This is a genomic window from Pantoea endophytica (assembly GCF_002858935.1).
GTDB classification, from domain to species: Bacteria; Pseudomonadota; Gammaproteobacteria; order Enterobacterales; family Enterobacteriaceae; genus Pantoea; species Pantoea leporis.
Genome location: NZ_PJRT01000005.1, coordinates 803,406 through 817,120, shown reverse-complemented (window position 1 = coordinate 817,120; position 13,715 = coordinate 803,406). Strand labels below are relative to the sequence as shown.

The window sequence follows — 13,715 nt, the reverse complement described above, 5'->3', positions numbered from 1 at the left end:
CCGCTCGCTTACTGTGAGCTTTCCTCATTCGGGATGCGCATAGGGTGAACCATGACTGAACAATCATTACTGGCAACGCTTTCTGGTGTCCGGCTGCATATTTTCCATCCTGATTCACAGAGTGTGCGCGCGTTTTGCGCCTCGCTGACGCAGCTGGGCTGTCACGCGCAGCACAGCTGGCCGCCTGCCGCGTCACTCTCCACGGATACGCAGCTGCTGCTGGTGGCGATCGATATGCATCAGCAGCCACTGTTAACCCCGCTGTTTATCAGTGCGCGCGAGAGGGATATTCCCATCATCGCGCTGGCGGATAGCCACAACGCACGGCTGTTTCCGCTACTGCTGCAACTCCAGCCGAATGCCATCGCTGCGCGTGAGCTCAATCCGTTTGCCTTAATTGTGCAAATGATTGGCACGCTAAAAACCGTGCGTCACCAGCAGCGGTTGCGTGCGGTACAGCAGGCGCGTCAAGCGCGGAGTGAGCGACTGGCGCAGGCCAAAAGCGTGCTGATGCAAACCTTCGGGCTGGATGAATCGGGGGCGTACCGCTTGATGCGCAGTGAAGCGATGAACACGCGCAGCAGCATGGAATACACCGCCGAGCGCGTGATCACCACGCTACAAAAGTAGCGGCGCGTCCGGCTGCCGTAACAGGCTGCTGGGCGTATAACCAAAGGTTTTGCGGAACGCCAGGCTGAAGTGCGACATATCGCTGAAGCCGTGATCCAACGCCACCTGGGTGATATTGCGCGCTTTGCCTTCGGCGAGAATGCGATGACACGCCTGCAAACGCTCCTGCCAGAGGAAGTTCATCGGCGTGGTGCCGTGCGCGGCAAACACCCGGCTGATAGTGCGCGGCGAGACATGATGCGCATTGGCGATCTGCGCCACCGACAGCTCTGGCTCCTGCAGGTTGTGACGCAGAAAACTCACTACGCGTGAGTAGAGATCCGGCTTCAGCGCCTCTTCGCTGTGCTGCAAATTGACGCTCACCGAAATCATATTCAGCAGCGTGTTGGCAAACTGCTCGGCCAGAAACGGGTTCTCGCGGTCGGGATTAAACACGAACGCTTCCTGCAGCAGCAGCTTGAGCGATGCCATGCCGGGGCGCGTGAGATCCAGCGTTTTGCCCGCCAGTTTGGCGGTGGCAGGCGCTTCCTTCTCCATGATGTGACGTGGCAGATGCACGATATTGATCGCCACCTTCTCCATCGTAAAATCAAACGGCGTGGCAGCATCGTAAATCACCACATCGCCGGCGCTGACGCGTGATTGATGGCCATTCTGCCGCAGCGTGCCGCTGCCGGCGCAGACGTAGCCCAGATAGAAATCGTGATTAGGATGGCAGCGGATGCATTCTGCTGTGCGTTGCCACATCAGCGCGGTATGCGATACGTGATTGGCAATATCCATGTGACCGAGCGTCGAATAGGCAAAGCTGCCGGAAAAAGTGCTTGAATGCATCTGTCGCGCTTGGGCGTTGATCAGACGCGAGCACACCGCATCACGCCAGGCATCGAAGCGATGACGGTTATCGAGATCGTCGGTGGTGAAAAGCTCTTTCATATCAGCATCCCCTAAACATGGCGAAAAAGGGCGGAAGTCAGGAAGTTGAAGCAAGTTTCAGGCCATGAGCGGGTGAAATGACCGCCCCGAAGCTATCGGGGCGGCAAACGACGCAGATTTACAACGCAGGATGCTGATTATGCCAGTCGGTGACCTGCTGGAAGGCCCACGCGCCCTGAATCATGGTGGTTTCGGCGAAATGTGCTGCCACCAATTGGAAGCCAATCGGCGCGCCGCCTGCGGTTTTGCCGCACGGAAGGGTGATGGTGGGATGACCGCTGGCATCGAATGCACTGGTATAGCGCAGCACGCCGTTAAACAGTGCCTGATCGGTACCAAAACGGGTCATGGTGTCCCAGGTCAATCCGGCATACGCGGTAGCGGGTGCCAGAATCAGATCAACCTGGGTAAAGAGCGCGGAGATATCGCCGCGCAGCGCCGCACGGCTGAGTAGCAAACGTTGATACTCCAGCGCGGTGACGCTGTGACCGAGATCCAGCAGACCAGCCAGGCCCGGACCGTAGTGATCTTTCTGCGCCGGATAAGTGTCTTCATGCGCCAGCGCGGTTTCCACGGCGCAGAGTGCGCTCCACTCGGCGGCGGCTTTTTCGGTATCGGGCAAGGTGATATCTACCAGCGTCGCGCCGAGCGAACTCAAGGTGGCGATCGCGGATTGCAGCGCAGCACGCGTCTCCTCGTCGACTTTCTCCAGCGCCCAGCTTTTATCAACACCGATACGCATCTTGCTGATGCCGCGCGTCATCAGCGCGAGATAATCGGGCACCGGCTCGCTGCTGGAGGTGGAATCTTTATCATCGCGACCGGCAATCGCCTGCAACATGGCGGCGGCATCGGCGGCGTTACGTGCCATCGGGCCGATATGATCCAGTGATGCCGCCAGTTCACAGGCACCGTGACGCGTGACGCGGCCCCACGTCGGTTTAATGCCGGTCAGGCCGTTGGCGTTGGAGGGAAAACGAATCGATCCGCCGGTATCGGTGCCAATTGAGCCGAAGCATAACCCTGCGGCGGTGGCGACGCCGGATCCGCTGGAGGAGACGCCGGTCCACAGCGCGCTGCCCCACGGATTATTCGGCCGGGTGATGTCGGGATGGTGATCGGCGAAGGCGCTTTCGGTTTGCGTCAGTTTGCCGAGAATCACCGCACCCGCCGCGCGGAAGCGCTCCACCACGGTGGAGTCTTCTGTAGGGTAACGATCTTTGTGGATGATCATGCCGTGGCTGGTGGGCGCGTCTTTGGTCCAGATCAGATCTTTGAGCGCGATCGGCACGCCGTGCAGCGGACCGCGCATTTTGCCCTGGGCTATTTCGGCATCGGCTTCGGCCGCCTGTTGCAGCGCACTGTCACGCATCACGTAGAAGTAGCTGTGTAAGTCGCGATCGAGCGTATCAATGCGCGTCAGCAGGGTTTGCGTGACGTCTACCGAAGAGATTTCGCCCGACTGAATCAAGCGGCCAATTTCCAGCAAGCTTTTGTAATGCAGATTATCCATCGTGACCTACCTCGTGAGTGAGAGATGTGTTGATGAATAACCTAAGTCACTGCGTAAAGTACGGCTGTGTTTAGGCGGACAGATGGTATGTCAGAACTGCCAATGCATTTCCCTCACCCGTTCATGGGAGAGGGTTAGGTGAGGGCAAAAACCATTAAAGCCGCTGAACATTTCGCCGATAACTCTCAGCAATAGTACACAACGAGGATTATTTTCATGCTAAATGGGATTGGCAGCAGCGTACTGAGAAATTTAATCGCATCGAATGCGGTGGTGACGCCGGCGGTGAACAACAAATCCGCGCAAAACGCTCTGACGGCGGAAGCGTCGACCAAAGTCACCTTCAGCGAGGCGAGTGATGCCATCGCCGCGATCTACAAAATCGCGCCCGCGCAGGTCAAGAGTTCCGTCGATGTCACCAGCAGCTTGCAAGCGCAGCTCAACGGTGCCGCGCATGCCAGCGGCGTCGGCATGAAAGGTCTCGGCAGCACCTTATTGAGTAATCTGGCCAGCCATCGCGGCGACGTAACCTTAAGCGTGCCAGCGACGGAAGCGGTAGATGGTGCGCGGAGCAGCAGCCAAAGTGCGCTGGCGCTGACCATCACTACCCAATCTGGTGTGCAGGTGAGTTTGCAGATGACGCGTCAACAGGGCGGCATGGTGGTGGAGCTGAAAACCAGCGGTGGCCAGCTCAACAACGTTGAAGCGGCGGCGATGGGTCAGCTATCCACCGGTTTGCAGAAGGCGCTGGATGGCCTGGATGGCAGCACCACCAAACTCGATATCAGCGATCTGATGAAGTTCGACACTTCAGTGTTGAAAAGCGTCGATTTGAAGACCGATCTGCGTAATGGCAATAACGTCACGCAGTCGCTGAACTTGCATGCCGACGATCAGGCACGCTGGCTCGGCTTCCACAACGGCGATGTCAGCATCAAACTCAATACCGATGTTTCGAAACTGACGCAGGCGGGCAGCGCGGCACAGCAGGCAGCGGCGCTGGATCGGTGGAGCAGCAAATTTGATCAGGCCGCCTCGCGCGGTCACGGCGATAGCGACATGCTGACGCTGTTTAAAGACAGCTTCCGCGCGCTCAATACCACAGAAGGTAAGGCGGCTGAAAGCATCAATACGCAGCGCGTGAAGTCGATTGATGCCAATGCGGCGAAGAACGGCGCAATCAGCGGACTGGCGGACTTCTCGGCGAGCTATCAGCAGACGCCGGTTTCCGGTAATCCGTATAAGCCGGAAGAGCATGACACCTTCTCCCTGAACGTGGCGCAAAAAACGGCTACGCAAACGCATGGTGATACCCAGGATTTGACCCAGCAAACGCTGTTTAAACTCAAGGCCAGCTTCCACACCGCGCTGGATTCTGTCTCAGCGGCGAAGTTGACCGAACAGAAGTCGTCGCAAAACTATAAGTATCATCTGATCGATGATGAAGAGCGCAGCCAGACCTCGGTGACGCAGAATAAGAAAGGGGATTTGACCGCGAATTATGCGCAGCAGCTAACGCAAAATGAGACGGTGAAAACCTATCAGCTGGCGAAGTTGATCGATAGCGTGCAGATTCCGCATAGTGTGAAAAGCGAATCCACCCGCAGTTTCGCTGCCGCGCAGTTTGATGCGCAATTAAATAATTAATATTTCGCGCCGCTTTTAAATTCCGCACCATCCGTAGCGGCGCGATTTATCGCGCGTTTTTGAAAGTTAAACATCAACGCGCGATAAATCGCGCCGCTACATTATTTGCGGAATTAAACTTTTCTTAGCGTTATTTGATCTTAAGAATTACTCACTGCTTTTTAATACTCGCTAATTGCCTGCAGCGCCGCCGCTAGCCTGTTGTTGTGCTTCAATAAATCCATAGATTAATAATGGCAACGCATTGCCGGATATAGCATAACCGCGCTATTTACTTGCTTTAACCCCGCTGATTATCATCGCTTTCAATCCGTTATTCATTCCACGGCCTGCTGAGTTTTTCAGTGCAGGCTTACACTTCGCTGTGCAGTAAAAGTGAAATCAGCTATGACGCAAAACAGTGACGAGATTATTAACCGCGCAGCGGTATTAAACAGCGATGAAGAAGCCATCGCCGCGGCACGCCATTTGGCCGGGCAGGCGAAAAGTGGCGCAGTTGAGCGCGATCAGCAACGCATCTATCCCATCGCGCTGCTCAACCAGTTCACCGCGTTGGGACTTGGCAGCATCAGCGTGCCGCGCGAATTGGGTGGTGCGGGTTTGTCGTACCAGACCATGGCCGAAGTGTTTCGTCTGATCTCCGCCAGCGATCCCTCGCTGGGGCAAATCCCGCAAAACCACTTTGGTCTGATCCAGTTCATCCTTGGCGAAGGTTCTGCCGCGCAACAGCAGCGGCTGCTGAGCGCGGTGGTGCAGGGCAAACGTCTGGGTAACGGCGGACCGGAGAAAAACACCAAACATACGCGAGACGTACAGGCGCAGCTAGTGACAACGTCACACGGCGTGCAGCTCACCGGCGAGAAGTTTTACTCTACCGGCGCGCTGTTCGCCGACATTCTTGTCACCACGGCGATGCACGATCAGCAGCCGAAAATGGCCTTTATTCCGCTGCCGACGCCGGGCGTGGAAATTGTGGATGACTGGTCCGGTATTGGCCAGCGCACTACCGCCAGCGGCACGGTGAAGTTGCATCAGGTTGTGGTTGATCCGGCGTTATTGATGTCGTTGCCTCCCGCTGAAAAACCGACGCTGCGCGGCGCAGTTTCTCAGCTGATTCAGGCGGCGATTGATGCGGGCATTGCGCAAGGTGCGCTGGATGAGGCGCTGGAGTTTGTGCGCAGCAGCTCGCGACCCTGGGTGGATGCCAATGTCAGCCGCAATGCCGACGATCCGTACATCCTCGCCGATGTGGGCCGCATCAGCACCGAACTGAGCGCCGCCAACGCGCTGCTGACGCGTGCTGCCCGGATACTCGATAGCATCGATCAACAGGCGCTGACCGCCGAAAACTGCGCACGCGCATCGATTGCGGTAGCGGAAGCCAAAGTGCTGACCACCGAAGTGGCGCTGCGGGCCAGCGAGAAACTGCTGGAATGGGGCGGCAGTCGCGGCACCTTGCTGCGCCACGGTCTCGATCGTCACTGGCGCAATGCGCGCACCCACACGCTGCACGATCCGGTGCGCTGGAAAACTCATGCCATCGGCAACTATTACCTCAATGATGCGCTGCCTGCGCGTCATGCGTGGATTTAAGGAGTAACCATGACGCAGGTATCGCCTAAACAGCGCGCGACGCGTATTGAGAATGCCCAGCAGGCGTTGCAGGTCGCGCAGGAGCTGGCGGAACGTTTTCGTGCCGGTTCTGCCCAGCGCGACCGCGAACGTGGACTGCCGCACACCGAGTTACAGCAGCTGTTTCAATCCGGGCTCGGCGCCATCACCGTACCGCGTGACTTTGGCGGCATTGAGATTTCTACCGCCGAACTGGCCGCGATTTTCGTGCTTTTGAGCGCCGCCGACGGTTCGATTGGTCAGGTGCCGCAGAACCATTTTTACGCGCTGGAAGTGTTGCGCATCAACGGCAGCGAGGCGCAGAAACAGCGGCTCTACGCCGAAGTGCTGGCAGGCGTGCATCACGGCAACGCGCTGGCGGAATTCAGTTCGCCCGCCGCGCATCAGCGTTCTACGGCGGTTTCGCAGCAGGCGGAAGGATTGCGCCTCAACGGCAACAAGTTTTACTGCACCGGCGCGCTGTATGCCGATCGCATTCCGACGCTGGCGATTGCCGATGATGGCAAAGAGCAGCTGGTGTTTGTGCCGCGCCATCAGCACGGCGTCAACGTGATTGATGACTGGAGCGGCTTTGGCCAGCGCACCACCGGCAGCGGCAGCGTGCAGTTCCGCGACGTAGCGATTGCGCCGGAAGATGTGGTGCCGTTCCAGACGGCGTTTGAGCGTCCGAGCACCGTTGGGCCCTTTGCGCAGATTATGCATGCGGCTATCGATCAGGGCATCGCGCGGGCGGCGTTTGACGACATGCTCGATTTCCTGCGTCAGCGCGCGCGGCCGTGGCCGGACAGCGGCGTCGATCGTGCGAGCGACGATCCGCTGACGCTTGATCGTACCGGTCGTCTGGCCGCACGTTTGAGCGCCGGCGATGCGTTGCTGGCGATTGCGGGTGATGCGGTTGACGTGGCGCAGCGCGATCCCAGCGCCGAAAACGTGGCGCTGGCGTCGGTAGACGTCGCCAAAGCCCGCGCCTGGACCACGGACGTGTCGCTGGAGGCCAGCAACCTGCTGTTTGAACTTGGCGGATCGCGTTCCAGCCTGCGCGAGCATAACTTCGACCGCCACTGGCGCAATGCGCGTACCCATACCTTGCACGATCCAGTGCGCTGGAAATATCCGGCCATCGGCAACTACCTGCTGAATGGCGTGTTGCCGCCGCGTCGGGGAACAATATGAGTCAAAAACAGATTCTGCTCAACGCCTTCAATATGAACTGCGTTGGGCACATTCATCACGGTATGTGGACGCATCCACAGGATCGTTCGGTGGATTTCAACTCGCTGGATCACTGGCTGGATCTGGCGCTTTTGCTGGAGCGCGGGCTGTTTGATGGGCTGTTTATCGCCGATATTCTCGGCGTGTATGACGTTTATCAGCAAGGCATTGGCCTGACCGCCAAAGAGTCGATTCAGCTACCGGTGAACGATCCGCTGATGCTGATTTCCGGCATGGCCAGCGTTACGCAGCATCTGGGTTTTGGCGTCACCGCCAACCTGAGTTATGAAGCGCCGTATCCGTTCGCGCGCCGCCTTTCCACGCTCGACCACCTGACCAAAGGGCGCATCGGCTGGAACATCGTCACCGGTTATCTTGATAGCGCCGCGCGTGCCATGGGCCAGCAACAGCTGCTGGCGCACGATCGCCGCTATGATCAGGCCGATGAGTTTCTCGATGTCACCTACAAGCTGTGGGAAGGCAGCTGGCAGGATGATGCGCTGGTGCAGGATAAAGCCAATCGTCGCTACGCCGATGCCAATAAAATCCACCAAATCAATCATCAGGGCGAGTTCTATCAGGTGCAGGGTTATCACCTGAGCAGCCCGTCGCCGCAGCGCACGCCGCTGCTGTTTCAGGCCGGTTCTTCGGCGCGCGGCGTGCAGTTCGCCGGACGTCACGCCGAGTGCAGCTTTGTGAATGCCGCGTCACCGGCAGCGATGCGCGAGCAATCGACGCGCTTGCGCCAGGCGGCGGTGGAGGCCGGACGCCATCCTGACGATCTGCGCATCTTTATGGGCGTCAGCGTGATTGTCGCGCCCACCGAACGTGAAGCGCAGGAGAAGCATCAAAGCTACCTCGCCTACGCCAGCCCAGAAGCCGGCATCGCGCACTTCTCCAGCTCGATTGGCCTGGATTTGGCGGCGTTCGAACTCGATGAGCCGATTCAGACCGGCGACACGCGCGCCATAGAATCGGTGAGCAAAGCCTTCAGCGGCTGGACGCGCCGTCGTTTGCTGGAGCAGCACGCGATGGGCAGCCGCTATCCGCTGATCGTTGGCAATCCGAGCCAGGTCGCGGATGCGCTGATTAAGTGGATCGATGAAGGCGATATCGATGGCTTTAACCTGACGCGCATCCTTAATCCGCAGAGCTACCGCGATTTTATCGATCTGGTGGTGCCGGAATTACAGCAGCGCGGCCGCTTCAAGACCGCGTATCAGCCCGGTTCATTGCGGCAGAAAATTTTTCAACAGCAGGACCGCTTGCCCGATCGCCATCCGGCGGCGCGCTGGCGCGACGGCGTTAACCTTCGTTAATTTAACCTCAGGGATCTGATATGAACATTGCACGTCATTTTGCGCTGGCTGCCAGCGTCGCACTGCTGGCGTTTAGCACCGTCGCCGCCGAAAACTACAGCGGGCCGCTGAAAGTCGGTACTACAGCAGCCTTTGCGCCGCCGCTGGAAACCGCGGTGGCCGAGGCGAAAAAACAGGGTTTGAACGTTGAGCTGGTGGAGTTCACCGACTGGACCGCGCCGAACGTCAGCGTGGAAAACGGCGATATCGATGTGAACCTGTTCCAGCACAAACCGTTCCTGGAGAACGCCAACCAGCAGGGCGGATTCCATCTGGTGCCGTACGCGCCGGCGATCATCAACAACATCGGGCTCTATTCGAAAAAACATACCGCGATTGACCAGATTCCCGATGGCGGCACGGTGGCGATTGCCAACGATCCGATTAACGGCGCGCGCGGCCTGCTGCTGCTGCAAAAAGCCAGGCTGATTAGCTTAAAACCGGGCGCGGGCCTCAAATCTACCGTGGATGACATTGTCAGTAATCCAAAGCATCTGAAGATTATCGAAGTGGAAGCGGTGCAGCTGTCGCGTTCGCTGGATGAAGTCGATTTAGCGCAGGGTTATCCGCACTATCTGCGCCTGTCGAAGACCATCGATCCGAACAACGCGCTGCTGTTTGATGGCCTGGAGCATCCGGAATATGTGATTCAGTTCGTGATCCGCGACGGTCATCAGAACGATCCGCGCCTGGCGAAGTTCGTTGATATCTACCAGCATTCGCCGGTGGTGCGCGCCAAACTCGATGACTTTTACGGCAAGCTGTATCAGCCGGGCTGGAGCCAGTAAGCATGGTGAGCCTGACGCTACCCGGCGAGCGCGATGCGTTGCTGTCACCGACGGCCGAGACGGCAGGGAAAATCCACGTGCAGATTCGTGGCTTGAGTAAACGCTATCCCGGGCAAACTCAGGATGCGCTGAAAGAGGTCGATCTGCAGGTTAAGCGCGGCGAGATTTTCGGCATCATTGGCCGTAGCGGGGCCGGTAAATCGACGCTGATCCGCTGCCTTAATCGGCTGGAAAAGCCTACTCGCGGTCAGGTGGTGATTGACGGGATTGACCTAAGCACGCTGAGCGATCGTCAGCTGGTGGATTGGCGACGCGGTACCGGCATGATTTTCCAGCACTTCAATTTGCTGTCGGCGAAAACGGTGCGCGAAAACATCGAGCTGCCGATGAAAGTGGCGGGCGTGCCTGCGGCGCAGCGGCGGCGCAAAGTGGATGAACTGCTGGCGCTGGTGGGCCTTGAGCAGCGCCAGCACGCGTGGCCTGCGCAATTGTCCGGCGGGCAGAAGCAGCGCGTAGGCATTGCGCGCGCGCTGGTGCACGATCCGGAATTGCTGCTGTGTGATGAAGCCACCTCGGCACTCGATCCAGAAACCACGCGCTCGATTCTGGCGCTGCTGAAGAAGATCAATCAACAGCGTCACATCACCATTGTGCTGATTACCCATGAAATGGACGTGGTGCACGATCTCTGCCATCAGGTGGCGGTAATCGATCAGGGCGAAATCATTGAGCGCGGGCCGGTGTGGCAGGTGTACAGCAATCCGCAGCAAGAGACCACGCGACAGCTGCTCAATCCGCAGTTCAGCGCGCTGCCGGAAGCGATTCAACCGCTGCTGACGCCGACGCGCGAGCGTGGCGATTCGCGTCTGCTGGTGCGGTTGCGCTACACCGGACAGGGCGCACAGCCGGATTTGGCGGCGCTAAGCGCACGAGTTGGCGGGGAACTGACGTTAATGTATAGCGCGGTGGAGTGGGTGGACAGCAAACCGACCGGGCAAATGTTGCTGCTGCTTGATGCGCAGCATGACGCTGACACCGCGCGGACGCTTTTAACTCCGATTGCGGATCAACTGGAGATACCGGGCTATGTCACTGGCTATTGATCGTTTATGGATTGGGCTGCTGGACACGCTGCTGATGGTGGGCGTGTCGTCGCTGCTGGCGCTGGCGCTGGGTTTGCCGATGGCGGTGATTCTGGTGGTAACCGGACGCGGCGATCTGTTTCCCAGCCCGCTGCTGAATCGCGTGCTGGGCTGGGTGGTGAACCTGTTCCGCTCGATCCCGTTTTTGATTCTGATGGTGGCGCTGATTCCCTTTACCCGCTGGATCGTCGGCACCACCTACGGCGTGTGGGCGGCGGTGGTGCCGCTGACGCTGGCGGCGACGCCGTTCTTTGCGCGTATCGCCGAAGTGAGCCTGCGCGAAGTGGATAAAGGGCTGACCGAAGCGGCGCAGGCGATGGGTTTTCATCGCTGGCATATTATCTGGCATGTCTTATTGCCCGAAGCGCGGCCCGGCATTGTGAGCGGCTTTACCATTACGCTGGTGACGATGATTAACGCCTCGGCGATGGCCGGCGCGATTGGTGCGGGCGGCTTGGGCGATTTGGCGTATCGTTATGGTTATCAGCGTTTTGATATGCAGGTGATGCTGACGGTGATTGTGGTGCTGGTGGCATTGGTGACGGTGCTGCAGTTCTTTGGCGACAGGTTGTCGCGCCGGTTGAACCATCGTTGATATTAGGAAAAGCGCAATAAATTGCGCCGCTATGCCAGGTGTGCAGAGGGATAGCGGCGCGATTCATCGCGCGCTTTTGGCCTTATGTTTCTATCTGATCTGCAATCCCTCTAACGCCGCCAGCAACGCATCCACTTTGGGTAACAGCTGCTTGCGGCGCGGCCAAATCAGGGTTAAGGCCAAACCATCCGGCTGCTGCTCGGGCAGAATGATCTCCAGCTCGCCGCGCGCCAGCGGCTCCCGCACCAGCCACGATGGCATCTGTGCCACGCCTAATCCGGCACACAGCGCCTGCATCTGCGCATCCACATCACCCAGCGCCATGCGGTGCGGCAGGTTACGCCAGTGCGGATAGCCATCTTCCGTGGTGAACAGCCACGGCTTGGTGCTGCCATCGACGCGTTCATACATGATCGCCTGATGCTGCAACAATTCGGCTTCGCTGGTGGGCCGACCCACGCGCGCCAGATAATCGGGTGATGCGCAAAACACCATGCGTTCGCGGCCCATCTGGCGACAGCCCAGCGAGGCGGGCAGATCCGGCGATCCACCAATGCGCACCGCAACATCAATCCCCTCATCAAACAGATCGATAAAGCGATCGGAAAAAGTCAGATTGAGCTCCACATCCGGATGCTGGTGGCAAAACGGAATCAGCAGCGGCATCACGCCGAGGCGTCCATAGGTGTTCGGCACCGCTAATCGCAAGCGCCCGGAAGGAATGGTGCGCTGCGCCGCCAGCACCGCTTCGGCTTCTGCCAGCTCCTCCATAATGCGTAAACAGGTTTGGTAATAGGCGTTTCCGGCGTCGGTGAGTTTCAGGCTGCGGGTGGTGCGCTCCAGCAGGCGCGAACCCAGGCGGGTTTCCAGCCGCGTCACGCTTTTGCTCACCGCCGAACCCGTGAGATGCAGGCGCTCAGCGGCGGCGGCAAAGCTGCCGCCCTCGACGCTGGCAACAAAAGGGACAATATCTTTCAGGCGCTGATCGTGCATGGATTCGTGAACTCAGGTTATGAATGCCGTGAATTAATGCCAATGATAGGAATTAAATTCTCTATTAAACTCATCATTACTGAAACCGAGGAGAATTGAAATGCAAAAGCAGGCATTGATTGTAGGCATCAGCGGTGTGATTGGACGTGCGCTGGCGGAAAAATTGCAGCGCGAAGGTTGGCAGGTCAGCGGTTTATCGCGCGGACGTGGCGCAGTGCCTGAAGGTTGCCGCAGCCTGACCGCCGATCTGACGGATGGTGATGCGGTGCGTGCTGCGCTGGCAGAAGAGCAGCCGGATGCGCTGTTCTTTAGCGTCTGGTCGCGCCAGGAAAATGAGAAAGAGAACATCCGCGTCAATGGCGGCATGGTGCGTAACGTCATTGAAGCACTGGGCGAGCGTCTGAAGGGATCGCATGTGGCGCTGGTGACCGGCCTGAAGCATTACCTCGGCCCGTTCGAAGCCTACGGTAAAGGCGCAGTGCCGGTGACGCCATTCCGCGAAGAGCAGGGACGCCAGCCGGTCGATAACTTCTATTATGCGCAGGAAGACGAGGTGTTTGCCGGTGCGGACAAATATGGCTATCGCTGGAGCGTACATCGTCCGCACTCGATTGTGGGCTTTGCGCTGGGTAACGCGATGAATATGGGCCAGACGCTGGCGGTGTATGCCACGCTGTGCCGCGAGCAGGGTTTGCCGTTTATCTTCCCGGGTTCGCCAGAGCAGTGGAACGGTGTGTCCGACGTAACCGATGCGGGTTTGCTGGCGGAACAGCTGCTGTGGGCCGCAACTGCGGCAGAAGCGGCCAATCAGGATTTCAACGCGGTGAACGGCGATGTGTTCCGCTGGAACTGGTTGTGGCCACGTCTGGCGGCTTACTTTGGCGTGGAAGCGGCGGAGTATCCGGCGCAGATGATGCCACTGGAAGGACGCATGCAGGATGCGGCTGAAACGTGGCGCGAGGTGGCGGCACGTTATCAATTGCGTGAAGCGGACATCACTAAACTGGCATCCTGGTGGCATACCGACGCGGATTTGGGACGTCCAATGGAAGCGTTCACCGACATGAGCAAGAGCCGCAAAGCGGGCTTCACCGGTTATCGTTCAACGCTGGATTCATTTACGCAGTTATTTGATCGACTGAAAGCGGAGAAAGTGATTCCGCAGTAAATTTTGATTGAAAAGGGCGGCTCATAGGGGCCGCTTTTGCATAATTAAAATATAGCGACACACCATCCGCTTTATTGTCAGGCAACCGGATCGATAATTTA

The 13,715-nt window shown here is 58.3% G+C and carries 12 protein-coding genes; 9 read left to right on the top strand and 3 right to left on the bottom strand.

The features are described 5' to 3' along the window. The first annotated feature begins 51 nt into the window (after window positions 1-51). Entirely contained in the window at window positions 52-630 is a 579-nt protein-coding gene (locus PZBJ_RS06330) for an ANTAR domain-containing response regulator (RefSeq protein ID WP_101761709.1), read from the top strand. On the opposite strand, the gene PZBJ_RS06325 is transcribed toward PZBJ_RS06330, so the two are convergent. Together PZBJ_RS06325 and PZBJ_RS06320 are read right to left on the bottom strand one after the other, a co-directional pair. Beyond that, on the bottom strand, window positions 619-1,566 hold the full coding sequence (locus PZBJ_RS06325; RefSeq protein ID WP_101761708.1) for a helix-turn-helix domain-containing protein: 948 nt from the start codon (window positions 1,564-1,566) through the stop codon (window positions 619-621). The genes PZBJ_RS06330 and PZBJ_RS06325 overlap by 12 nt on opposite strands. A 118-nt stretch (window positions 1,567-1,684) precedes the next feature. After that, on the bottom strand, window positions 1,685-3,079 hold the full coding sequence (locus PZBJ_RS06320) for an amidase (protein WP_101761707.1): 1,395 nt from the start codon (window positions 3,077-3,079) through the stop codon (window positions 1,685-1,687). A 216-nt stretch (window positions 3,080-3,295) separates the two neighbouring features. Here PZBJ_RS06320 and PZBJ_RS06315 point away from each other — a divergent pair, with 216 nt between their 5' ends. The 7 genes from PZBJ_RS06315 (at window position 3,296) to PZBJ_RS06285 (ending at window position 11,453) form a co-directional block, all read left to right on the top strand. Continuing rightward, window positions 3,296-4,726, top strand: a complete 1,431-nt coding sequence (locus tag PZBJ_RS06315) for a hypothetical protein (protein WP_101761706.1) — start codon at window positions 3,296-3,298, stop codon at window positions 4,724-4,726. Between the two features lie 387 nt (window positions 4,727-5,113). Beyond that, window positions 5,114-6,319: an SfnB family sulfur acquisition oxidoreductase gene (locus PZBJ_RS06310; protein ID WP_101761705.1), complete on the top strand. Its 1,206-nt coding sequence runs from the start codon at window positions 5,114-5,116 to the stop codon at window positions 6,317-6,319. Between the two features lie 9 nt (window positions 6,320-6,328). Beyond that, window positions 6,329-7,531 (top strand): SfnB family sulfur acquisition oxidoreductase, encoded by a 1,203-nt coding sequence (locus tag PZBJ_RS06305; protein ID WP_101761704.1) that lies wholly within the window; start codon window positions 6,329-6,331, stop codon window positions 7,529-7,531. Next, entirely contained in the window at window positions 7,528-8,889 is a 1,362-nt protein-coding gene (locus PZBJ_RS06300; RefSeq protein ID WP_101761703.1) for an LLM class flavin-dependent oxidoreductase, read from the top strand. The genes PZBJ_RS06305 and PZBJ_RS06300 overlap by 4 nt, the downstream gene beginning before the upstream one ends. Window positions 8,890-8,909: 20 nt before the next feature. Further along, window positions 8,910-9,716 (top strand): MetQ/NlpA family ABC transporter substrate-binding protein, encoded by an 807-nt coding sequence (locus PZBJ_RS06295; RefSeq protein WP_101761702.1) that lies wholly within the window; start codon window positions 8,910-8,912, stop codon window positions 9,714-9,716. Between the two features lie 2 nt (window positions 9,717-9,718). Beyond that, a complete protein-coding gene (locus PZBJ_RS06290) occupies window positions 9,719-10,819 on the top strand; it encodes a methionine ABC transporter ATP-binding protein (protein ID WP_101761701.1) in 1,101 nt (366 codons plus the stop codon). After that, window positions 10,803-11,453 (top strand): methionine ABC transporter permease, encoded by a 651-nt coding sequence (locus tag PZBJ_RS06285; RefSeq protein WP_061719142.1) that lies wholly within the window; start codon window positions 10,803-10,805, stop codon window positions 11,451-11,453. The genes PZBJ_RS06290 and PZBJ_RS06285 overlap by 17 nt, the downstream gene beginning before the upstream one ends. 90 nt (window positions 11,454-11,543) lie before the next feature. Here the strand turns inward: PZBJ_RS06285 and PZBJ_RS06280 are convergent, their stop codons facing one another. Further along, on the bottom strand, window positions 11,544-12,446 hold the full coding sequence (locus tag PZBJ_RS06280; RefSeq protein WP_101761700.1) for a LysR family transcriptional regulator: 903 nt from the start codon (window positions 12,444-12,446) through the stop codon (window positions 11,544-11,546). Between the two features lie 100 nt (window positions 12,447-12,546). Here PZBJ_RS06280 and PZBJ_RS06275 point away from each other — a divergent pair, with 100 nt between their 5' ends. Beyond that, window positions 12,547-13,614, top strand: coding sequence for an SDR family oxidoreductase (locus PZBJ_RS06275; protein WP_101761699.1), 1,068 nt, complete (start codon window positions 12,547-12,549; stop codon window positions 13,612-13,614). The last annotated feature ends 101 nt before the right edge of the window (window positions 13,615-13,715 follow it).

Coding starts and splice junctions, on each gene's coding strand:
- PZBJ_RS06330 (WP_101761709.1), top strand. CDS start 52: ATGACTGAACAATCATTACTGGCAACGCTTTCTGGTGTCCGGCTGCAT.
- PZBJ_RS06325 (WP_101761708.1), bottom strand. CDS start 1,566: ATGAAAGAGCTTTTCACCACCGACGATCTCGATAACCGTCATCGCTTC.
- PZBJ_RS06320 (WP_101761707.1), bottom strand. CDS start 3,079: ATGGATAATCTGCATTACAAAAGCTTGCTGGAAATTGGCCGCTTGATT.
- PZBJ_RS06315 (WP_101761706.1), top strand. CDS start 3,296: ATGCTAAATGGGATTGGCAGCAGCGTACTGAGAAATTTAATCGCATCG.
- PZBJ_RS06310 (WP_101761705.1), top strand. CDS start 5,114: ATGACGCAAAACAGTGACGAGATTATTAACCGCGCAGCGGTATTAAAC.
- PZBJ_RS06305 (WP_101761704.1), top strand. CDS start 6,329: ATGACGCAGGTATCGCCTAAACAGCGCGCGACGCGTATTGAGAATGCC.
- PZBJ_RS06300 (WP_101761703.1), top strand. CDS start 7,528: ATGAGTCAAAAACAGATTCTGCTCAACGCCTTCAATATGAACTGCGTT.
- PZBJ_RS06295 (WP_101761702.1), top strand. CDS start 8,910: ATGAACATTGCACGTCATTTTGCGCTGGCTGCCAGCGTCGCACTGCTG.
- PZBJ_RS06290 (WP_101761701.1), top strand. CDS start 9,719: ATGGTGAGCCTGACGCTACCCGGCGAGCGCGATGCGTTGCTGTCACCG.
- PZBJ_RS06285 (WP_061719142.1), top strand. CDS start 10,803: ATGTCACTGGCTATTGATCGTTTATGGATTGGGCTGCTGGACACGCTG.
- PZBJ_RS06280 (WP_101761700.1), bottom strand. CDS start 12,446: ATGCACGATCAGCGCCTGAAAGATATTGTCCCTTTTGTTGCCAGCGTC.
- PZBJ_RS06275 (WP_101761699.1), top strand. CDS start 12,547: ATGCAAAAGCAGGCATTGATTGTAGGCATCAGCGGTGTGATTGGACGT.